Annotated in this window: 14 protein-coding genes; 1 reads left to right on the forward strand and 13 read right to left on the reverse strand. The window is 41.1% G+C overall.

Going from position 1 to position 21,869, the window contains the following annotated elements; translation table 11 throughout:
* Nucleotides 1–27 precede the first annotated feature (27 nt).
* Nucleotides 28–1,281, reverse strand: a complete 1,254-nt coding sequence (gene amiC / locus EL244_RS13980; protein ID WP_006814069.1) for an N-acetylmuramoyl-L-alanine amidase AmiC — start codon at nucleotides 1,279–1,281, stop codon at nucleotides 28–30.
* Nucleotides 1,282–1,674: 393 nt separating this feature from the next.
* Between amiC and argA the strand changes: the two genes are divergently transcribed.
* Nucleotides 1,675–3,015, forward strand: coding sequence for an amino-acid N-acetyltransferase (gene argA / locus EL244_RS13985; protein WP_039854708.1), 1,341 nt, complete (start codon nucleotides 1,675–1,677; stop codon nucleotides 3,013–3,015).
* 79 nt (nucleotides 3,016–3,094) lie between these two features.
* On the opposite strand, the gene EL244_RS13990 is transcribed toward argA, so the two are convergent.
* The 12 genes from EL244_RS13990 to ptsP form a co-directional block, all read right to left on the reverse strand.
* Nucleotides 3,095–3,670, reverse strand: coding sequence for a hypothetical protein (locus EL244_RS13990; RefSeq protein ID WP_006814071.1), 576 nt, complete (start codon nucleotides 3,668–3,670; stop codon nucleotides 3,095–3,097).
* Nucleotides 3,671–3,693: 23 nt separating this feature from the next.
* Nucleotides 3,694–5,571, reverse strand: coding sequence for an exodeoxyribonuclease V subunit alpha (recD, locus tag EL244_RS13995; protein WP_115164665.1), 1,878 nt, complete (start codon nucleotides 5,569–5,571; stop codon nucleotides 3,694–3,696).
* A gap of 5 nt (nucleotides 5,572–5,576) precedes the next feature.
* Nucleotides 5,577–9,182, reverse strand: coding sequence for an exodeoxyribonuclease V subunit beta (recB, locus tag EL244_RS14000; protein ID WP_126461674.1), 3,606 nt, complete (start codon nucleotides 9,180–9,182; stop codon nucleotides 5,577–5,579).
* Complete coding sequence (gene ptrA / locus EL244_RS14005; protein ID WP_126461677.1) at nucleotides 9,179–12,076, reverse strand: pitrilysin; 2,898 nt, start codon at nucleotides 12,074–12,076, stop codon at nucleotides 9,179–9,181. Before ptrA ends, recB begins: the two co-directional genes overlap by 4 nt.
* A gap of 15 nt (nucleotides 12,077–12,091) precedes the next feature.
* Nucleotides 12,092–15,466 (reverse strand): exodeoxyribonuclease V subunit gamma, encoded by a 3,375-nt coding sequence (gene recC, locus EL244_RS14010; RefSeq protein WP_126461680.1) that lies wholly within the window; start codon nucleotides 15,464–15,466, stop codon nucleotides 12,092–12,094.
* Nucleotides 15,444–15,812 (reverse strand): type IV pilus modification PilV family protein, encoded by a 369-nt coding sequence (locus EL244_RS14015; protein ID WP_006814076.1) that lies wholly within the window; start codon nucleotides 15,810–15,812, stop codon nucleotides 15,444–15,446. Before EL244_RS14015 ends, recC begins: the two co-directional genes overlap by 23 nt.
* Nucleotides 15,809–16,252: a DUF2509 family protein gene (locus EL244_RS14020; RefSeq protein ID WP_126461682.1), complete on the reverse strand. Its 444-nt coding sequence runs from the start codon at nucleotides 16,250–16,252 to the stop codon at nucleotides 15,809–15,811. Before EL244_RS14020 ends, EL244_RS14015 begins: the two co-directional genes overlap by 4 nt.
* Nucleotides 16,249–16,851 (reverse strand): prepilin peptidase-dependent protein, encoded by a 603-nt coding sequence (locus EL244_RS14025; RefSeq protein ID WP_126461685.1) that lies wholly within the window; start codon nucleotides 16,849–16,851, stop codon nucleotides 16,249–16,251. Before EL244_RS14025 ends, EL244_RS14020 begins: the two co-directional genes overlap by 4 nt.
* Nucleotides 16,845–17,351, reverse strand: coding sequence for a prepilin-type N-terminal cleavage/methylation domain-containing protein (locus EL244_RS14030; protein WP_126461688.1), 507 nt, complete (start codon nucleotides 17,349–17,351; stop codon nucleotides 16,845–16,847). Before EL244_RS14030 ends, EL244_RS14025 begins: the two co-directional genes overlap by 7 nt.
* Nucleotides 17,352–17,692: 341 nt before the next feature.
* Nucleotides 17,693–18,544 carry a thymidylate synthase gene (locus EL244_RS14035; protein ID WP_126461691.1) on the reverse strand — a complete coding sequence of 284 codons (852 nt, stop codon included), beginning with the start codon at nucleotides 18,542–18,544 and terminating at the stop codon, nucleotides 17,693–17,695.
* A gap of 76 nt (nucleotides 18,545–18,620) precedes the next feature.
* A complete protein-coding gene (gene lgt, locus EL244_RS14040) occupies nucleotides 18,621–19,520 on the reverse strand; it encodes a prolipoprotein diacylglyceryl transferase (protein ID WP_006814081.1) in 900 nt (299 codons plus the stop codon).
* A 99-nt stretch (nucleotides 19,521–19,619) separates the two neighbouring features.
* Nucleotides 19,620–21,866, reverse strand: coding sequence for a phosphoenolpyruvate--protein phosphotransferase (gene ptsP, locus EL244_RS14045; RefSeq protein ID WP_126461694.1), 2,247 nt, complete (start codon nucleotides 21,864–21,866; stop codon nucleotides 19,620–19,622).
* Nucleotides 21,867–21,869: the final 3 nt, after the last annotated feature.

A 21,869-nucleotide genomic window follows, 5' to 3' on the forward strand; every position in this document is an offset into this window, starting at 1 on the left:
TGCTCACCACCTTCTTTAATTTATTAATTATTTATTACGGATTGCTAACTCGCCACCATTGCGGAAATAGGCTTTAATCCCTTGGAAAATTGACTCTGCCATTTGCTGTTGGAATTTAGCAGTCTTTAACTTACGCTCTTCTTCCAAGTTACTAATAAAGGCAGTCTCCACCAAAATAGACGGAATTTCAGGGGCTTTTAATACTGCGAACCCAGCCTGATCAACCCGATTCTTATGCAGTCTATTTACTTTCCCCATGCGTTTAAGGACTTCATCCCCAAACTTCAAACTGTCATTGATTGTCGCTGTTTGCACCAGATCTAACATGGTATGGTCGAGATAAACATCGCCGCTTTTACTCACCCCACCGATTAAGTCAGCTTCGTTCTGGGTTTGTGCAAGATAACGTGCCGTATTACTGGTGGCACCTTTTGTCGACAACGCAAACACCGATGAACCATTTGCTGAGCGGTTAGTAAAAGCATCCGCATGAATCGATACAAAAAGGTCTGCCTGCATTTTTCTGGCTTTTGCTACCCGCACTTTCAATGGAATAAATACATCCTCATTACGTGTCATATAAGCACGCATTTTTGGATCTTTATCAATCAATGCTTTCAATCGACGGGCAATTTGTAAGACTACGTCTTTTTCGCGTGTCTTATATTTACCAATTGCACCGGGATCTTCACCGCCATGACCAGGGTCAATCATGATAATGATCGGTCGGTCAGTCCCTGCTTTACCCGGTTTTTTCGCCTGAGCAGGCATACTCTCTTCTAAATCCCCTTTATTGTAATCCTCAAGCAATGCCAATAAAGGATCATCGTTGGTTTCTACCCCTTTACCCGGATAAAAATCAATGACCAAACGATGTTTAAATTCGGAGACAGGAGCAATAGTAAAGAATCGAGGACTAACCTTATTCTTCACTTCAAAAACTAAACGTACTGTTTTCGGATCAAATTGCCCAACCCGAACTAATTTTAAGTAAGGATCGCGAGACTGAATCTGGCTTCCCATATTTTTTAGTACGTTATTTAACTGTACGCCTTCCAAGTCAACGACAATGCGCTCAGGATTATTCAGCACAAATTGGCGATACTTTAAAGGGACGCTCGATTCGAGTGTAATACGGGTATAACTCGAGGCTGGCCAAATGCGCACGGCAATAATGCTGCTACTCGCAGCAAAACCGAATGGGCTGACACTCAGCAGCATAACCGCAGCCGCACCTTGTAATAGGCGGCGTTTTGATGGGCTGTGATCTTGATGACTCATCAATAATTCCGAATCTAAACCTGAAAAGTTAAATATAAATTAAGACAAGAGATAATATCTTAGCGATTAATTCGCACTCTATCTAGTTCTTCATGCTTTGTCATTACCAAACTATTATTTATATGTCGGAATGCTGATCTTATTTCAGCAATATAAATGACGTCATACTGCAATCCAAATAGACTAATTATGCTCACTAATTGAATAGCATTGATTGGCAACCATCTGATATACAGATTGAATTGTTTTTATTATAGACATTTATATATAGAGATATGTAAATATTAAAAATAAATTTGTTACTTTTCTTGTCTCATCTTTTACTTGATATTTACCGCCAAAAAGAATAAAAATACAGTAATAACGAATAAAAATTCAATTAAGAGGGTAATTATGAAAGAGCGTAGCACCGAGTTGGTTGATGAATTTCGCCATTCGGTACCCTATATAAACGCCCACCGCGGTAAAACATTTATTATTATGTTGGGTGGTGAAGCAATCGAACATGAGAATTTTCCAAGCATTGTCAATGATATAGGCTTATTACATAGCTTAGGAATTCGTATTGTCGTTGTTTATGGTGCTCGACCTCAAATAGAAGGTATTCTCGCAGAACATAATTATGAAGCTATTTATCATAAACATACGCGCGTTACCGATGCGAATACCCTTGAATATGTGAAACAAGCCTCTGGTGCCTTACAACTGGACATCACCGCTCGTTTATCGATGAGTTTAGGAAATACACCGCTGCAAGGTGCCCATATTAATGTGGTCAGTGGTAACTTTGTAATTGCCCAGCCTCTAGGTGTCGATGATGGAATTGATTATTGCCATAGTGGCCGTATCCGCCGCATTAATGAAGATGCGATTAACGCGCAATTGGATAATGGCTCAATCGTCCTAATTGGTCCTGTTGCAGTATCAGTGACTGGTGAGAGTTTCAATCTGACATCCGAAGAAATTGCCACACAGCTAGCCGTAAAAATCAAAGCTGAAAAACTTATCGGGTTTTGTTCTTCTCAGGGAGTCGCTGATAAAAACGGCAATATTTTATCTGAATTATTCCCAAATGAAGCCGAAGCTCGTATCCAAGAGTTAGAGTCTGAAGGGGATTATTATTCTGGTACTGTACGTTTTTTACGTGGCGCAGCAACAGCCTGCCGCCGTGGTGTACGCCGCAGCCATCTATTGAGTTATCAAGAAAATGGCTCATTAATCCAAGAACTGTTTTCTCGTGATGGTATCGGAACACAAATCGTCATGGAAAGTTCAGAGAAAACCCGTCGTGCCAATATTAATGATATTGGGGGGATTTTGGAGCTTATCAGGCCATTAGAACAGCAAGGTATTTTAGTCCGCCGCTCTCGCGAACAACTCGAAATGGAGATTGATAAATTTACCATTATTGAGCGAGATAACTTAGTGATAGCCTGCGCAGCACTTTACCCTTATCCTGACGAAAAATTAGGAGAGATGGCATGTGTAGCCGTGCACCCAGACTACCGAAGCTCTTCCCGTGGTGAGGAGCTACTTAACCGAGTAGCGGCACAAGCCAAACAATTAGATCTGGATAAATTATTTGTCCTAACGACTCGCAGTATTCATTGGTTCCAAGAGCGTGGTTTTATGCCTGCCGAAATTGAAATGCTACCAATGAAAAAACAGGCTCTGTATAACTATCAACGTAAGTCTAAGATTTTGATGTTAAATATTAAAACTCACGTCGCTTAAGCTACAGATAAAAACCCATGAATGAGATTAAAAACTTTACTGATAATTTCATATCTGGGTTTTATCGTTGTTCAACAAATTATGCGATTTGTACAACTCGGCATTTTTGACTCAGTGGATTAGCCTCTAATAGTGGTCTTAGAATTTCTTCCATTTCACTAAAAGAGGTTCCGTAGAAATAAAATGCCGTTTCTGTTGGGCCATCCCAAACCCCATGAATACTGCCAATATCTTCTACTGCTTCATCCAATTGGTCGAAAAGATCATTGATATCATTGTTTTCGTACACCTCTGCCGGTAATTCAGTCCCATTAAAGTAAACTGCTAAACCTTCATCTGTACCAAAATCAATTCGTACATCTTCCCCATGAATGGTTAAACGAGACCCTTTTGGCGCTAACATGCCAGAAAACATCTGAATAATTAAGCTGATATTTTCATCACTTGCCTCAGTAACCGATAATTCGATGTCGCACTCGGAAACTTCGCCAGTGTCACCTAATAGAGTACCACCACCACTAATTTGGATTTCTTTCTCTTTACCAAGTTTTTCCATCGCTTCATCAAAAGCATCTTCTAGGTCAGCACGCCTTGCTGGCTCAAGCTTGGCGTTCAATGTCACAGTGATAGCGGTCATAGGCTGTTGGTTTTCCATAATATTACCTTAAATCAGTAGGGTTAATTCAATTGCATCAGTTGTAGGGTTAGGCCGCTACGACGCTTTGTTGGGGTCTCAATTGCACGGCGTAATACTTTTTTACTACCATACAGTGATAATTCTTTTTTAGCTCTAGTGATCGCGGTATAAACCAGCTCCCGCGTGATCACGGGGGAATATATATAAGGCAGTACTAAAGCGGTATGAGTAAATTCCGAACCTTGTGATTTATGTACCGTCATCACATATGCAGTTTCATGCAGTGGCAGGCGGTTGGGTTGAACCCCTCTAATCTCCCCATCTGGAAACTGAAAATAAGCTCTAAATTGGCCATCCTCATCCGGTAAGATTATCCCAATATCCCCATTAAATAATCCTAATGGACTATCATTGCGGCTGATCATAATAGGTCTGCCCGCATAATGTTTATGCTGCTGATTGTAAGGCTTATAAATTAAGCCCTGTCGATGAAGTAGTTTTTCAAGTTTGTCATTTAACCCAGAAACGCCATAAGGGCCGTCACGTAATGCAGTTAATAAACGGTACTGATTGAAAATATGCAGAATTTTTTCAGGTTTCTCTTTCGCTTTAACCGCCAATAGATACTCTTGATAAAAGCCTGCAGCATCCAACAGCATATTCGCGTAGCTTTCCCCGCTTTCAACTTCAGGGCTATTATCATCAAAAATATAACTGTGAATATCGCTAAGTTGCTCATTTAAAATGATATCAGCACGCTTCGCATTACCTGTATTTACAGCAAAAGCTAACTTCCCAATCCCTGAGTCTGCGGAAAAACGGTAACTTTTTCTCAATAGACAAAGGCTATCGCGGATCACTGGGCCTTCGTTATTTGTAAAGTCGCTCAATACATAGCCGGTGAGTTGTTCCAATTGAGCAGCCCGATTTACACTGTAGCCCACATCCGCAAAACGGCAGATATCTCCAAGTACAGCTCCCGCCTCCACAGAAGCTAGCTGGTCTTTATCTCCTAAGAAAATCAATTTAGCCTGTTCCGGAAGTGCTTCAATTAATTTAGCCATCATGGGTAAATCCACCATTGACGCTTCATCAACAATTAAAATATCTAACGCAAGGGGATTGTCACGATGATAACGGAACTGCTGACTCTCAGGTTGAGCACCGAGTAAGCGATGCAATGTTTTAGCTTGGCTTGGTAGTAATTTTTCTTCATTCGAGCTAAGAGACAGTTTTTTGATTGCTTCACCTAATGATTCTGTTAAACGTGCAGCTGCTTTTCCTGTCGGTGCCGCAAGCTCAATTCTTAAGCGATGAGATTGCCGATGCCCAAGTTTTATTAATGCCGCTAAAATACGAGCTACTGTTGTCGTTTTTCCAGTTCCCGGCCCACCTGAAATCACCGATACCCGGCTAGTTACAGCAACTGCTGCAGCAATTTTTTGCCAATTAATATCAGCTGGCTCAGGGAATAGTTGGTCTAAAATCGGTTGAATACTATGCTCATCATGGCTATCCAACTGCGTTTTCGAGAAAAAACTCGCAACACACTGCTCATACTGCCACATTCGCTGAAAATAGAGATAATCACCCGATAGGATTAATGGTGCAATGCGCTCATCACCCGCCAAACAAACTGACTCTGAGGCTAACAAAGCAGCTTTGATTAATTCTGGACTTGGTGCGCCGATCGCTTCCCATAATTGAGCAGAAAACTCAGGATGTCGTCCTGCAAATAACGTTTCAAAACTAATATCATTCAGTGCTAAGCAAACATGTCCTGACATCGTTTCTGCACTCAATAGCGCTGCAGTCATCAGCATAATAGGATTATTTTCATCCGCAATACTGTATGCAAACTGCACATCAAGGGGACTTAATAAACGCGCTTCAATACCTTGATTTAACAGTTGTTTCATTATGACTAACCCTCAAATTGTGCATTAAGAAACAGCTGATTAAATTCGGTAATAAACGCCAATGTTGGGCGATAGAAGAAAATGCCATTCTTTGAATTTGCACTATCTATCCCTCTTAAGAAGAGGTAATACACCCCACCAAAATGTGTTTCATAATCATAGTTAGGCATTCGGTGTTGAAGAAAACGGTGTAAAGCAAGTGAATACAGCTGATATTGCAAGTCATAACGATGGTCAATCATCGCTTCAGCCATTGCCTCTTGAGTATAAAATGAAGCATCCTCTCCCAGATAATTCGATTTATAATCCAATAAGTAAAACTTACCTTTCCAACAAAAAGTTAAATCAATGAAGCCTTTTAAAATCCCTTGCACTTGCTCAAAATTGAGCGGCGGGCAACGCTTAGAGAGCGGGTCATGCTGATGAGTGACCGCATCCACATCTTTAGCGCTTAATAGACTATCAATAGGCAAATAAAATTGCATTTCATCCAATCTATCTTGTGGCAATAATGCCGATAGGCATAACTCGTCATCCGCTAATGGCACCGTTAAAATCGCATTTAGCCACGCTTGAAGCATTTCAACCCACTGGATATCAAACCCTGCGGCTTGGAGCTGTTCTTCTAACCACTCTGACGAGATATCACCCGAGAAATCAACTTCTTCCATTAAGCCGTGCAAAAAGGTTCCTGGCGCAGCGCCTTTAGGGAATCGATGTGGCGTGAATAAATTATCCTCTGATTCAATAAGCGCCAAATCTGAACTGGCTTCAATATCCATTTTGGGCGCTAATGAATTAGCAAACTGCAATGCTGATAATGTCTGCTCTTCCTCACTATAGGAGCCGTGATAACTCAGCCCCGAATAGCTCGTCACTCGCCAATGGTCATCAAAGTGGCGTGAGATCTCTTTAGCAGATAAATCATCAGTGCTCGCTATTGTTAAATTTAGTCGTTCAGCATCAAAGGATTCAATACATTGAACATCGATAGTCTCATTACTGAGTTCTGTGAGCATATTGGTTAACAATACAGAATCACCCTCTTGCCCTTTTTGCAGTAAATAACCTAATGCAGATAAATGTAAATCACTATTCCCAGCTTTTTTACGATTACCTTTAATTAATGGTGCAATTCCCACACTGCAATGATAGATCCCACGGGTTAATGCCACATACAGTAAGCGAAGATCTTCAGCCAAACGCTCTTCATCAGCTAAATCGACATACTCTTTCGCATCATCTAAATCTAATTTAGTGATGAAATCCTCGCGATCGTGGAATAGCCCTTGAGACTGCGGTAAAAAATTACTCGCAAAGGGTAACCAGACAATTTTATATTCCAACCCTTTGGATTTATGGATAGTGCTGATCTGCACTAAATGTCGGTCACTCTCTAAACGCATTTGTTGAGCATCAGATTGATGGTCGGGATGTGCAATCTGTTGAGCCAACCAACGAGTTAGTGTGTGCTCACCTTCAAGTTGAAGGGACATAGCTTGTAATAACTCACCGATGTGCATGATATCCATCAAACGGCGTTCACCATCCACGCCAGAGAGTAGCGTTTCGGCAATATGTCGCTGGGACATCACAACTCGTAACATAGGCAAAACACCACGTTTATGCCAAATTACTGCATAACGAGCGAACTCATCAACAACGTTTTCCCACACTTTCTCATCGTAATTTAAATTATCAATATCTTGTGCAGTTAAGCCAAATAATCCTGTGGCTAAGGCGCTACGTAACACCCTTTCTTTTTCCGGAGTCAGCACCGCTTGTAATAACCAAAGCAACTCTTTAGCTTCTTGAGTTGCGAATACACTCTCACGATTCGATTGGAAAACTGAAGGTATATTAAGTTGGTTTAGTGCATCACGGATCAAAATTGCTTCACGGCGGCTACGAACTAAAACTGTAATATCGGATGCTTCTACCGGAGTCTGTTTTTGTTGATTAACAAAGTAGGTAGTTCCTTTTAATCCACCAGAAAGATACTGAGCTATTTGCGCCGCGCACTGCTGAGAGATAGCTTGCTCATACTCAGCGACCGAAACGGCTTCCGAGTTTTGCAGCCAAAAGGTTAACGCTTTTACTTCTGAACCCTGATGGAACAGTGTCTTATTGATATTATGTGGCGCATAATTAACTTTCTGAAATGGTATCTGCTCAAAAATAAATGGGTTGTTACAATGACTAAAAATACGGTTTACTGCTTCAACCATATTCTGTGATGAACGGTAGTTTGTTTCCAATGTATAGTGAGCACTAACTTGTTTTTTAGCGGCTATATAGGTGAAAATATCCGCACCACGAAATGCATAAATCGCTTGCTTAGGATCCCCGATAAACAGTAATGCGCTATCTCCAGTATTTTGATAAATTCTCTGAAAAATGCGGTATTGCTGAGGGTCTGTATCCTGAAATTCATCGATCATGGCAACAGGAAAACGCTTAGCAATAGCTTCTGCTAATAATGTGCCACCATCTTGTTGTAAAGCTTTATCTAATCGAGTTAATAAATCATCAAAGCCAAGCTCTCCACGACTCTGCTTCTCACGAGCAATAGTTTGCCTAACTTCGCTAATAGCTTGTGGAATGATTAAGTCACGGAGAGTTAATGTCTGAGCCAGTAATTCATCAATTTGACGAAATACTTCATGAGCTGGCCCTGAACCACTTTTTGATTTTTCATCTAACCGAGATTGAGTAAAACGCTCAAGTATCTCTTGTGGTAGTTGGTAATCTTCAGTTTCTTGGTGTGCCCAGTCCGTAATTTTTGCCAGCCAGCTTGGTAAAAAACGCGAACTGTAGCTGCGCTTATCAACATCTGAATCAGTAATTAACTTTTCGAAATCCCCATGATGAGCTTTCCACGCCTCTTTTACATTTTGAATTAACTCAATCAAGCGTTGATGGCGTTCTTCAAGTGTTTCAAGCTGTTCAGGCTGATTGATAATTAATGGAATATCACCTTGTAAAAAAGGTTTAATCTCCGTCAAGAGAGCTTCTGGACCACTCCATTGTGACTGCACCACTTTAGTCATGGAATAATCTAAAGGGTAAAAATGGCGCCGCCAAAAATCGGCACAAGCCTGTTTCTGGATGGGGAATTCATCTTGGATCATGGTTTGTTCAAACAAAATCCCAGACTCAAACGCATTATGAGCCAACATTCTTTGGCAAAAGCCATGAATGGTATAAATGGCAGCTTCATCCATTTGACGCTCAGCTGCCAATAACCAGTTTGCCGCAAACTCACGCTGTTCTTGGTGGGGTAGCTCGTCTAATAACGTCAGATACTCAGGCTCAGAGTCGAACCCTAAACCATTTCTCAAACAAGCTAAGCGCATTTTATGAATCCGATCACGAATACGCCCACGTAATTCATTGGTTGCAGCCTCAGTAAAGGTTACAACCAAAATCTCTTCAACACTGAGTGGTCTAGGGAACGCATTTTCGCCCCCTAGCCCCAGCAATAGACGCAGATAGAGGATCCCTATCGTATAGGTTTTACCTGTACCCGCCGATGCTTCAATTAACCGTTGTCCTTGCAACGGTAATTTATAAGCATCTAACAATTGGGAACTCATCTGCATCTTATTCACTCAGCATTTTCCTTGATAGGTAATCTTTTTTGTAGCTCAGAAGCGGTTTGGTATAACACCCAATTTTTAAGTTGAGCATAACCCGATTTCTCAGCTACATCTTGACCTATTACTTGGGAAGCTAAGGCTAAACCGTGCTGCTTTAAAACCGCGTTCTCGTAGTATGAAATCACTTCAGCTTGAGTTGCGGTTCCCAATCTAGCTAAAACTTTATCTCGCGTATCGAAACTAAAAATATTACGAGAAAAATCAGATGAGTAACGCCCTACTTCCTCATAGAAAGTTTGTGGCGGTTGATTCATCTCCGTTATCATGGATTGTTTGTATTGTTCGAACTCGGTAGCCGGTAATTTCTTCAGCTTATCTAATGCTATACGGTAAAAATCCTGATAACGAGTATTGAGATAATCTGGTGTTTTTGCATTACTTTGCAGTAAGAAACCGATACCCCATTGGTCACCTAAACCCACCTTGAAGGCAAATACGGCATACCCTAGCTGCTCATTCGTTCTCAATTGGTCATAGAACCAAGGCTGAACAATTTTAGCGAGGATCCCAGAAAGTACAGCCCCGTCAATACGCTCATAGCCAGCAGGAATAAATATTTCTGCTAACGCATTATCGCTACTGTTACCTTTCTTATGGAAATCGGCTAAATACGGTTTATCAACAACGACAATGTCACCACGCCACCACTCTTTACCCTGACTTTTCAATAATGCACTCGCATCTTTGATAGTCTGAATACTTTGCTGCTGGGTGATGTTACCAAAGACTAAGGCTTGTAGTGCGGCACTTTCCACTAATGTACGACGATAATCCGTAATATCCTTAAGAGAAATTGTCTCCAATGCAGAAAGTCTCTGCTCTTGTTCAAAATAAGGAACATTATTTAGTCGTTGTAATGGCTGCATCGCTAATTCATAAGCTTTAGCGTTGTTTGATACATCAATTTGCTCTTTGTACCACGATTTTGCTTGAGCCAATTCTCTGTCTGTCGGCTCAAAACTTAAATATAGCTTGGTCATTGATAAAAATAGTTCAGATAAATGCTGAGTGTAGCCACTAGCATTTAACTGTAAACCAATCCCTGGAGAGACAGAAACTGACATTCCTGCCACAGAGGCTTGGTACTGCAACTCATCCATTTTTAATGAAGAAATATATTGCAGTAATGACCCAGTGACTTGAGATTTTGCATCTTTACTATCTTGGTTTGAACGTAAATCTAGCGTAATACTCGCTTTTGGCTCATCAGCAAAATATTGACTTGGCATATACAGCACCCGAGTATTGCCTTGCTGATAAATAAACTCAGGGTGTTTATATGGTTTCTCTGTTTTAATCAGCGATAAGTTATCAGGAATATATGGATTCAATTTTGGCAGCTTAAATGCCATTTTTGATTCCAATTTAGCCCAATGAGTAAATTGCTTATCCGTGATTTTGTCGACTTGATAAGGTGCATCGACAAAGTACGCTTTCTTATTGCTAGGTTCATTCGGGCTAATAAACCAAATACGCGAATTTTGAGCCGTTAGCTCAGATAAACGTTGCTTGATTGCCGAAGGATTATATTTATCCGCAACATAGTCAGAATCCAGAACATGACTAATCGGCATATCTATCATTTGGTCTGATAACCATTCGATATAATTCATATCCCTGACAATTGAGCCATAACGGAATGAAAGGTTTAGAACCTTGGCAATTTCATCGAAATAATCTTGGTTTATCCCTTGGTTTTTAATCAGGTCAATATAAGCAAAAATAGCAGCAATAATCTGGTCACGCTCAGCTAAGCCTTTATCTGTTAGCGTCACATAAATAGAGAATGAACCATAATTACGGTCTAGGTTTGGTGAGGCTGATGCGCTAATACCTTCCGCTAAACCTTGAGAAATCAGCCAATCAGCTAATGTTCCTGGGCTACGATTACCAATTAAATAGCTGATGTACTCGTCACTTTTGCTGCGAAAATCCGCCATATTGTTCTTGATACTGAACTCGATTTGAATCGCTTTTTGTGGCTGTGCAGGCACATAATGAATCAAAACGCCTTTTTCTTTGTCTGTCATCGCCTCTACTTTAATTTCAGGGACAGTGGCATTAAAGTTAGGGATACGACCAAAAGTTTCATTGGCTATTTTAGCTAATTGTTCGATAGATTGGTCACCATACAGCACCCCATTCATCAGGTTTGCAGAATAATAACGCTTATAGAAGCTCACTAGCTCATCTTGTAATTTACTATTTGGTTTATCTTTTAAAGTTTCTAAGTTTCCACCAGCAAACCGAGCATTCGGATGAGCAGGATTTAACGTTTCAGAACGGATCTGCCAAATACGCATACCATCACGAGCTCGCGCCATAGTTAGCTCGGCATTAACCGCATTTCGCTCTTTATCCGCATTGATAGGATTTAACAATGGTTCAGCTAATGCATCAGCAAGTCTATCCGTCGCTTCTGCTAATGCCCCATTTTCGACTTCAAAATAATAAGCAGTACGGTGAGAGGCCGTACTCGCATTGTGGCTCCCTCCGTGCTTTTGTAGAAACTCAGAGAAACTACTTGGTTCAGGGTATTTTTTTGATCCCATTAACACCATGTGTTCTAGGTAGTGAGCAAGCCCTAACTGGCTATCTGGGTTCTCAATACTCCCAACGGGTAGAGAAACTGCCGCTAATGATTTAGTGGCTTTTGGATCAGAAACCAGTAAAACCGTCATGTCGTTGTTCAGCTTTATAGCTTTATATTCCCGAGTGTCACTCACGCTTTTGTTGATTGAATCTGGCAATACCTGCCAAAGCGGTTGTGCAGCCATCGCACTACCAACAAATAGTAGTGACCATAGCAAGAATAAATGAGCGATCTGTTTGGATAAACGTAGCATCCTTTAAGGCTCCCCTTATTTTAAGTATTCTGCCATCGGCAGTAAGAAGCGCCGAGTATTCCTCAGCAGCGAGTCGATCATTGTACTATTGATATTTCTACAAGCCCTCAATACATAGTCATCTTCCATTTCACCTTTCTTCATTTGGCTTCCTTGCAGGCTTTGTAGTAACGCCGATAATGCCTTTTGCTGTACATCCTCTGACGTAAAATCATATTCCTTGGTTTTCTTATCGAAACAGGCATTCAGCCAATTCCAACCACTTTGATTTAACAGAATTAATGGTGTGTTTTGCCCCTCACAAAAACCTTCAACTAAATTTTGTAAGTGCTTCATTGCAACTTGCTGAGAAACCGAAGAAAAATGCCAAACACTATTTTCTCGCCCTAAAGCTATACTTTCACCCTCGCGAACAAAAGCATTATAAAATAAGTGTTCGACCCACAATTGTACGCCGTCATTTGCCGTGAGATACGCCGGACGATAACGTAGTATCCCTGATTCATGAGCATTTCTTAGCGACCCTGTTATTTTGATCCCATTAATTTCACATTCAATAGGATAATCAAAACGTTGCTCGCCGTACTCTTTCACTTTTTCCGCTAAGGGTGCGATATCATTCAGCTGTTGTTCCCAAAATAGCTGACCAAATTGCTTAGCAGGTAATTGGCCTGATGCTTTTAACGCTTGATAAAATGGCATGGGATTTTCATCTTTTACCAGTAAATCTAAAACCTGATCATTAATTTTATAGCGCTGTAAACGACCTAAAATAAAAGGCTCTTCTTCCGGTAATTCGGTTTCTTCAATAGAGAAGTGGACTTTCAAGCGTTGCTGGAAAAAGCCCCGTATTGGGTGGCGATAAAAACGCAATAATTGCTCAATAGATAATTCAGAGATTAGCTCACGGCTTTCTAGTAAGGAGCAAAATGGCTTTTCTTGTTGGTCAGTTGTCTTCGCGGCAGGCAGCCACTCTTTCGCAAAACTTTGATATGGAGAGCTAGGGATAAAATTCTCTTTGGCAAATGGCACACGGTTATGCTGAATAACCAAATGCTGTTTAAGCCGTTGAGCACTCTGATCAATATTTAATTGATTATCACCCTGTAAGCAGAAACTCTGGCAAATATAGTCAAGTAATTCCGTGACTAATACCGAAGGGTTGCAAGGTTGGTTATCACGAATTGAAAGACCAATATAGCTGATATACAGCTGCTGAGCTGCAGAGTTTAAAGCCTCTAGAAATAAGTAGCGGTCATCATCACGGCGTTTTCTATCCCCTCTCTGTGTTTTTTCAGCCATTAAATCAAAGCCTAAAGGGGGAATACTGCGCGGATATGCGCCATCATTCATTCCTAGTAGGCAAACGACTTTAAAAGGCACCGAGCGCATTGGCATTAAGGTACAAAAATTTACAGCTCCAGCAAGGAAACGTTGGCTAATTTTTTCATCATCAAAACAGACTGAAAGCTCATCACGAATTAAACGTAACGGAATCGTTTCTTGGTATTCGGAGGTTAGCGCATTTTCAATAATTTTATGCCATTGCTCGGTTAGTAGCGCTAAAACAATTTCGGTTTCACTATCCACTTTAAAGCAACTTTCTATCAGCTGCTGGCAGATATCTTTCCACTCTTCTAACGTCCTTTCTTGCTCCAGTAAAGTACGCCACTGCCTCAGAGTGTCCACCAGTAATGCTAATTTCCCAGCTAACTGAGCTGCTAACCCGCTACATTCATCATAAGGTAAAATCCCATTCCATGGCCCATTACGGCTATCCATCGCATATCCCAACAACATACGGCTTAAACCAAATTGCCACGTATTTTGCCCAATCACTGGCAGTGATAGCGCTCGAACATTATCGTCATCCAATCCCCAACGAATACCTGATTCATTGACCCAGCGTCTTAGTAAACTCAGCTCACTTTCATCGATGTCAAAGCGAGCAGCAAATGCGGAAACTTCGAGTAAAGTGAGCACTTGCTCGGTAGAAAAACGACTCTGAGGAAGATCCAACAACATAATAAATGCCTGTAGGATAGGATGCGCCTGTAACGCTTTTCTGTCAGAAATAGAAAATGGAATATAGTGTGTTGACGAGGTATTACCAAAAACTGCCTGTATATACGGTGCGTAGCTATCAATATCCGCTACCATTACGATGACATCTCGTGGCGTTAATGTAGGGTCTTGTTCAAATAGTGCCAGTAATCTGTCTTGTAACACTTCAACTTCCCGTTGAGCGCTATGGCATGAATGAAACGTCACAGAGGAATCTAGTTCACTAATTGGACGCTTATTTTGGCTTGTTTCGTAGTTTTCTAGCGTAATTCCCAACTGAGCATGGTTTTCAAGATCTAAAATATCTTGCTGTAAATTTTCGAGTAAATTCGCTCGGCGAGTATCTACAAATGCAGATATTTCATTGGCAGCTTCAATTTGCGAAATAAAGTACAAATTGTCTCGCCCTAATTTTCCCCATGAGGCTAATAGTGGGTTAGCAATATTTTGCTCTCCGAGGTCATTAAATAATCCCCCAGCATGATCCTCGATTTTAAAACGAGAAATTTCATGTTTATCAATATAATGTCGCAATTTTCTTTGCTGTAGGCGCGCTAAAAATGCGCTGCTTTGGATATCTCCCCAATAATACCGGCATGGGTTGGTAAACATCAGATGGATATCGGTATGTTCTGCAATGGCATTTAATGCCTGTAAATACACAGGAGGTAGTGACGAAATTCCACAGATAAAAATTCGCTTAGGTAAATTCTGCCCTAAAGATGGATTACTGATTAATTGTTCAATAAAGCTTTGGTATAAATTCGCCCGATGCCATGGTGATTGTTGTAATTTCTCTGAGTGTTCCACTAAGCAGAGCCATAATCTTCTTTGCCATAGTTGATTCGAGCTTAATCCATCAACAAATTCATTTCGCTGCCATTTTTCAATCCATTCAGGACGATAAACCAAATACTGATCAAATAGATCCGCAATTCGTCCAGCTAGTTGGTGAAGTTTTCGTTTATCCGAGTCTTCTTGGAGATAATGACGTAAAGGCTCAAATTCAGGCTCATTAATGACGTCAGGTAAAATAGTCATTAATTTCCATGTCATCGCAGATTTGGTATAGGCACTCTCTTTGGGAATGTCGGGTAATACTCGACGAAACATATCCCAAATAAATGTAGCGGGTAAGGGATAGTTAATATTCGCAGCAATACCAAAGCGTTTCGCCAACTCAATTTGCAACCATTGAGACATTCCGGGGCTTTGCACTAAAACAATTTCTTGTTCAAATGGATGAGAGAGAGGCTCATTCTCCATTAAATGGGCAATTAGCTCCTTAAGAAGATCTAATTGGTTAGAATGATATACCTGAAACATGGCTCTCTCCTTTGGCACAATACCAGCGACTGATTGAATACTGTTTCTGACCCACTGATAAGGACACCACGGATTCGGTACAGTTCCCTGTTCGTGGAAAATGGGCGATTGTTGTCTGTGGAACGAAAGGCTGTTGGTTTATATTTATGCTTCCCAAATCTATTGAGGCATTTTTTGTTTCTAATGCTCCCTGCATTGCCCTAAGACCCATTGAACCTTGATATATTTGATTAAAATTCAAAGTGATATATTGACTATAGTTTAACAGAGCTATCAGTAAGATAGCAAAAACAACTACTGCTACCATTGACTCTACCAGTGCAAATCCTTGCTGTGAATGGTTCATTCGCAAAATCCTTTAAAGGTCACAGGGCAATAATCTATCCAACCATTTTTTCGCGCCTTGATGTTCTTTTCATTCCCAAGAGGCTCAACCCACCGATAAATTTTCATTGATTGGGATGGCTTAAATTCACTCTTGCCTAATAAGACAAACTGATCATTTTTATAATGTTTTAAGCAACTTTCCCATTTTTGCATCGCTGCTTTCTTACATTCCCATTCTGAATTCTTCGATGTCGTTAAATTCCACGACTGAGTCAACCCCCATGCCAATGCAGACTCTGCTAAGTTAAAAGCCGAAAAATATTTGGTTTCATTATTCAATTCATAACTAGCGCGGACTTGGTAATAACTTAAGGCTTTCAGTAAGAGTAGCCCAATTGTCATCAGAACCATGACCATCAATAACGCAACATTTCCTTGCTGGTTAAGCTTAGACTTCATAGTGAATTTCTCACATTAACCCATATTTGGTACTGAAATTTTTTATCTGGAAGGCGCTGACTTTCTATATTCATATGCACTTCCAGCAACTGTTTCGCGCTAGACCAATTAAATGTCAATTGATTAACTTTCACTAGCGTTGCATCAAACAAGGATTGCCAGCGAGTTCCGTCGCAATCCACCACATTTCGGTTGGATTCTAATTTATGACCATTTAGCCGATAACCAAAAAAATCCGATTCCAACTTTTTTCCTTGGCCATTAACCCAACTTCCTGATAAATCTTGGTCATAGGCAAAAATAATGCAGGAATTCATTTTACGGCTTAAGAATTTTTCAGAAACTAACAGCGCACGCCCTTCACAATGAACCTGACTGCAATAACCAATGCGTCTAAAATCCTTTTCCATATTAATTAAGACCTGTCGCACTTCCCTGTCCAGTTGGTATTGAAAATAAGCTTGATAAAGCTGCTTAAATAAAGCTGGGATCGTGTTCATCACTGCAATACAGACCAAACAGCTAATGACCATCGCTACCAACGTTTCTAGTAGTGAAAAACCCAATTCTTCTTGACGATATCGCACTGGCTTCAGCACGGAGGAACCCCTGCAATCTTTTGATAACTACAGCTACGAACTCGCCCCGCAGCAGACATAAATACCGTTATGTGTTCAGTTTGATTGCCTAATTCAATCCTAAACGCTCGGCTGGTTCCTTGCCTGCCATATAAGTTGACCGACTGCCGTGAAGATTTTTTTAGTTTAATATCGGGGAATCTATCCCCACTAAATTGGCTAATATTCTGTTCTGTCTCAGCATTTTTAATCTGTAAGCGCCAATGTTTAGTCTCAGAATTAATCACTAAAATACGTTGCTGATTGAGGTAAATTCCTTCCATCAAACTACTATAAATAAATTCGACTGTTTGCCTTGCTGCATCAATTAAACGCAAGCGCTGCAATTGTTGTTGCCAATGAGATAATGCAGGCAACACAACCAGCGAACAAATGAATAGAACCACTAATATTTCAACTAAGGTGAACCCTTGTTCATGAGAAATATGTCGATATTTATTACCCGTAATTATCTCCATCATTACCCTTCCGTTCTTTTTATTATCCTTAGAAAGATATTGGCAAAAATAGCGCCTAACTCCAGAAGTAACGATTCATTTCTCGTCACGCTTCCCAGCACAATGTAACCATTACATCCAAAGTTAAATGTGTTTGGGAACGGCTTCGCAAAACAGATTAAGAAAGAAAACTCTTGGTTCGTACAAACCTAAATTATGAATAAGAATAGTCAGCAGTCAGTGAGGGTATGGGAAAAGAATCGCAGTGGATAAGAGATCAAAAATATTGAAGGTAAAAATAATGCACCTTGCAAAAATAAAGGCGTAGATGACCGTCTACGCCAATAAATTTACGATATGTTTAATTAAACCGTAAATGGGTATTTAATCGGTTCATGGCATTGATAGCCATCTAGCATAAAGTCATCTGTAGTAACCCAAGTTTCAAGATCTTCCAGTGTTTTAATCTCTGGGTTAATTGTCAGACGAGGAGATGGGTAAGGTTCGCGTTTTAATTGAACATCGCGCATTAACGGTAGCTGGTTTTCATAAATATGTGCGTTCACAATTTTATGATACGCCTTACCCGCTTTGTGACCCGTAATTCGGGCTATCAATGCCAATAAAACAAAACACTGGACCTGATTGAAATTAAGCCCTAAAGGAACATCGCAGCTACGTTGGTATGAAGTCAGGTGCAGAGTATCCCCTAATAAGGAGAAAGTATGGGTGTGCATACAAGGACGTAAGCAACCCATTTCGAACTCGCCGGGATTATAAAAAGTGATAATTTCAGCACGATCGTCAATACCGTTTTTTAAGTTATTAACCACTTTTTTAAGCTGGTCAAGATGGGTACCATCTGGACGTTGCCATGTTCGACCTTGAACACCGTATACGCGTCCCATATCATCTTCACCTTTACGATGAGGGTTAGCTAACCATGCTGGGTTTTCATTCGCATTAGCGTTCCATGTATTACAGCCGATTTCACGAAACTGAGCTGCATTATCATAGCCACGTAAATAACCTAGCAATTCAGCAATTGCCGCTTTATAAAAACTTTTACGTGTCGTAATCAGAGGGAATTGGTTATTACCCACATCATATTCAAGATCGGCATTGATAACAGTTAAGCAACGAACTCCGGTACGTTTATTTTCAACCCATTGCCCTTCATCAATAATACGTTGGCATAGTTCAAGATACGGCTTCATAGTGGCTCTCTTACTCTGAAAATCTAAGGGCCGATATTACCTAAAAATAGTAATACCAGCCTAATAACAAACTCATTTATTTACTGTCTATGGGCTTATTATCGGTTTTATGGGCAGGTATATTTTTCCCATATTTATAAGCCCAAATAATCATCAATACACCGATAATAATCATTGGGATTGATAAAATTTGCCCCATACTGATGCCACCGAATAATCCAAGCTGTGAATCCGGTTGTCTAAAGAATTCAACAATAATACGGAAAGCACCATAACCAATTAGGAATAAGCCCGAAACACTCCCCATTGGGCGTGGTTTACGTACAAATAAATTCAGGATCAGGAATAAAACTATCCCTTCTAAAAACATCTCATACAGTTGGGATGGATGTCTCGGTAACACACCATACTGCTCAAGAATAGGCATCAATGATGGGTCTTGAATTGCTAATTGAATATCTTCGCTTCTGGAGTGTGGGAATAAGAATGCCCATGGAGTATCGAGAGTCACGCGCCCCCATAGCTCACCATTAATAAAGTTACCAATACGCCCCATACCTAAACCAAAAGGAATTAACGGCGCAACAAAATCAGAAACTTGTAAAAAACGGCGTTTAGTACGATGGGCAAACCACATCATCGCACAGATAACCCCAATCAAACCACCGTGGAATGACATCCCGCCATCCCATACCTTAAATAGATATAGAGGGTCATCAAGGAATACAGGCAGATTATAGAAGAATACATAGCCAAGTCGCCCACCGACAAACACACCGACAAATCCAATATACAGAAGGTTTTCTACCTCGTTTTTTGTCCAACCACTGTTAGGTTTGGCAGCACGGCGTCCCGCTAACCAGAGCGCAAAAACAAAGCCTACAAGGTACATAAAACCGTACCAATGCAGCGCTACCGGTCCAATTGAGAACATTACGGGATCAATTTCCGGAAATGCTAAGTAGCTGTTACTCATCGTTCCCCACTTTAGAATTGTTTAGTCAAAATTATGCCGCATAATAACACGAGGTTATTGTCTGCATAGAGTTACCTATTAATAACATAGAAGATCAAACTAGATCCCGCCACGAACAAAGCCACCGAGCCCGTTTATTTCCATAAACTCGCTAATTTTATTTCTGACACTTTCGCTGGTTTCTGCCGTAAGTAATTCGGGCACTAATTCAGACATCAGCTTAGGATCCAGTTGGCGGATTAGATATTTCATTCGAGGAACACTGCGCCCACTCATACTTAAGCTACGATAGCCAAGGGCGATTAAAACCATTGCACTCAACGGTTGTCCCGCCATTTCCCCGCAGACACTAATGGGTAAATCTATGCGCTGACATTCTTCATATGCCATAGCTAAAAAGCGTACAATCGCTGGATGCAGGTTATCATATAGCGCAGCAACATGGGTGTTGTTACGGTCAACAGCGAGTAAATATTGTGTAAAGTCATTGGTACCAATCGAGATAAAATCGACGCGTCTTTTTAGCTCCGGTAATAAAAAAAGTAATGATGGAACTTCCAGCATGACGCCAATAGGGGGTAAATCTATAGATTTACCCAACTGCTGGCCAACTTCACTTCTTGCTCGAGCTATCAGCCCAATGGCCTCATCGACCTCATTAATACTGGTTACCATCGGTAATAAGATCCGCAAATTACCCGATTCTTCATTTGCTCGCAGCATCGCACGCAGTTGGATGAGGAAAATTTCGGGCTGATCCAGCATAATGCGGATCCCTCGCCAACCTAAACACGGATTTTCCTCACTGATCGGCATATAAGGAAGCTGCTTATCAGCGCCAATATCTAGCGTTCTCAGCACGACGGGTTTCGAGGCAAAGAGCTGTAAAACTTCGCGATAAAGCTGCTTTTGTTCATCTTCGGAAGGAAAACCATTGTGCAGCATAAATGGCAACTCAGTACGATAAAGACCTACACCGTCGACACCATCTTGAATTTGCTGTTCATAACGAGGGCTTAATCCAGCATTCAGGCAAATATTCATTGATTCGCCATTTTTGAATACTGCGTCTTGCTTTAATGTCCCCTCCGCTAATCGGCTAAGGACATTTTCCTCTTCAATAATCTGTTGGTATTCCTGCGTAATTAATTTTTCAGGCTCAATAAATACTTCGCCACGATAGCCATCCAGAATTAAATGACGATTATGCAATAGCGAGGGTTCAATATCCGCCCCCATGATTGCAGGGATCCCCATAGCTCGGATCAAAATGGCTGAGTGAGAATGGGTTGCTCCATCCCGCACGATCACGCCAGCCAATTGCTCAATTGGCAGTTCAGCGAGTACGCTCGCACTCAACTCATCGGCAACCAAAATAAAACGTTCAGGCCACTGGTTGGTTGGCGTTAAGGTGTCATCCAGATGAAAAAGTAAACGCTGCCCCAAGGCGCGCAGGTCAGAACCACGTTCCCTTAAATACAAATCACGTAGGCGAGAAAATTGCTGAGCATAATCCTCTATAACCGTTTTTACTGCCCATTCAGCAACCGCTCCCTGCTTTATGGCAACAAATAGCCGTTTTTTTAATTGAGGATCATTAAGTAAATGATTATACAGATCGAAAATTGCCGCACTTTCTTTGGAGGAACTCGCCGTAAAACGTTTGCTGATCCGCCGGAATTCCGCGGCTGCACTCTCTAATGCCAACACTAAACGCTGCTGTTCGCCTTCAACATTTAACGTGGTCGCTTGGCAGACACTGTCGAGAGATGGCTGAGAAGTATCCTGCCAACCATAAGCCATTGATACCCCTTGAGATACAGGGATAGCTTTTATCCGATTTTGCCGATATTGCCCGAAGATACCTTTAGTCTGTGCTTGAGAAAGGATCACCGCCAATTGCATTGACAGAGTCACCATAAAGGACTCTTCAGTTTCGTTAAATAGCCGTTTTTCTTTGTGTTGCACCACCAGCACGCCTAATAATTGGCGGCGATAGACAATGGGAACACCAAGGAATGCCTTGAGTTGCTCTTCTTTTAACTGAGGGAGATATTTAAATTGAGGATGTTCGCGGATATCAGCGAGATTGAGCATTTCAGATTGTCGACCGACGACGCCAACAACCCCTTCGTCAAACCCAAGACGAATAGCAATCCCGCTAGGCTTTTTCAGCCCGCGAGTTGCCATTAAGTAATAACATTGCCGAGGGTGATCTGCTAAATAGATGGAGCACACATCAGTGCGCATCGCTTTGCAGGTTTCATTCACCAAGACTTCTAATGCTTGAGTTAAGCTGGTCGCCATCGCGACCTTCTCGACAATGTCACGTAAACGCGTCAACATAGG

Source organism: Providencia rustigianii (genome assembly GCF_900637755.1).
Taxonomy (GTDB): domain Bacteria; phylum Pseudomonadota; class Gammaproteobacteria; order Enterobacterales; family Enterobacteriaceae; genus Providencia; species Providencia rustigianii.

Excerpts from the sequence above, each read along its gene's own strand:
- lgt (WP_006814081.1), bottom strand. The coding sequence starts at position 19,520 with ATGAGTAACAGCTACTTAGCATTTCCGGAAATTGATCCCGTAATGTTC.
- EL244_RS14020 (WP_126461682.1), bottom strand. The coding sequence starts at position 16,252 with ATGAAGTCTAAGCTTAACCAGCAAGGAAATGTTGCGTTATTGATGGTC.
- ptsP (WP_126461694.1), bottom strand. The coding sequence starts at position 21,866 with ATGTTGACGCGTTTACGTGACATTGTCGAGAAGGTCGCGATGGCGACC.
- argA (WP_039854708.1), top strand. The coding sequence starts at position 1,675 with ATGAAAGAGCGTAGCACCGAGTTGGTTGATGAATTTCGCCATTCGGTA.
- recD (WP_115164665.1), bottom strand. The coding sequence starts at position 5,571 with ATGAAACAACTGTTAAATCAAGGTATTGAAGCGCGTTTATTAAGTCCC.
- EL244_RS14035 (WP_126461691.1), bottom strand. The coding sequence starts at position 18,544 with ATGAAGCCGTATCTTGAACTATGCCAACGTATTATTGATGAAGGGCAA.
- ptrA (WP_126461677.1), bottom strand. The coding sequence starts at position 12,076 with ATGCTACGTTTATCCAAACAGATCGCTCATTTATTCTTGCTATGGTCA.
- EL244_RS14030 (WP_126461688.1), bottom strand. The coding sequence starts at position 17,351 with ATGATGGAGATAATTACGGGTAATAAATATCGACATATTTCTCATGAA.
- recC (WP_126461680.1), bottom strand. The coding sequence starts at position 15,466 with ATGTTTCAGGTATATCATTCTAACCAATTAGATCTTCTTAAGGAGCTA.
- EL244_RS13990 (WP_006814071.1), bottom strand. The coding sequence starts at position 3,670 with ATGGAAAACCAACAGCCTATGACCGCTATCACTGTGACATTGAACGCC.
- amiC (WP_006814069.1), bottom strand. The coding sequence starts at position 1,281 with ATGAGTCATCAAGATCACAGCCCATCAAAACGCCGCCTATTACAAGGT.
- EL244_RS14015 (WP_006814076.1), bottom strand. The coding sequence starts at position 15,812 with ATGAACCATTCACAGCAAGGATTTGCACTGGTAGAGTCAATGGTAGCA.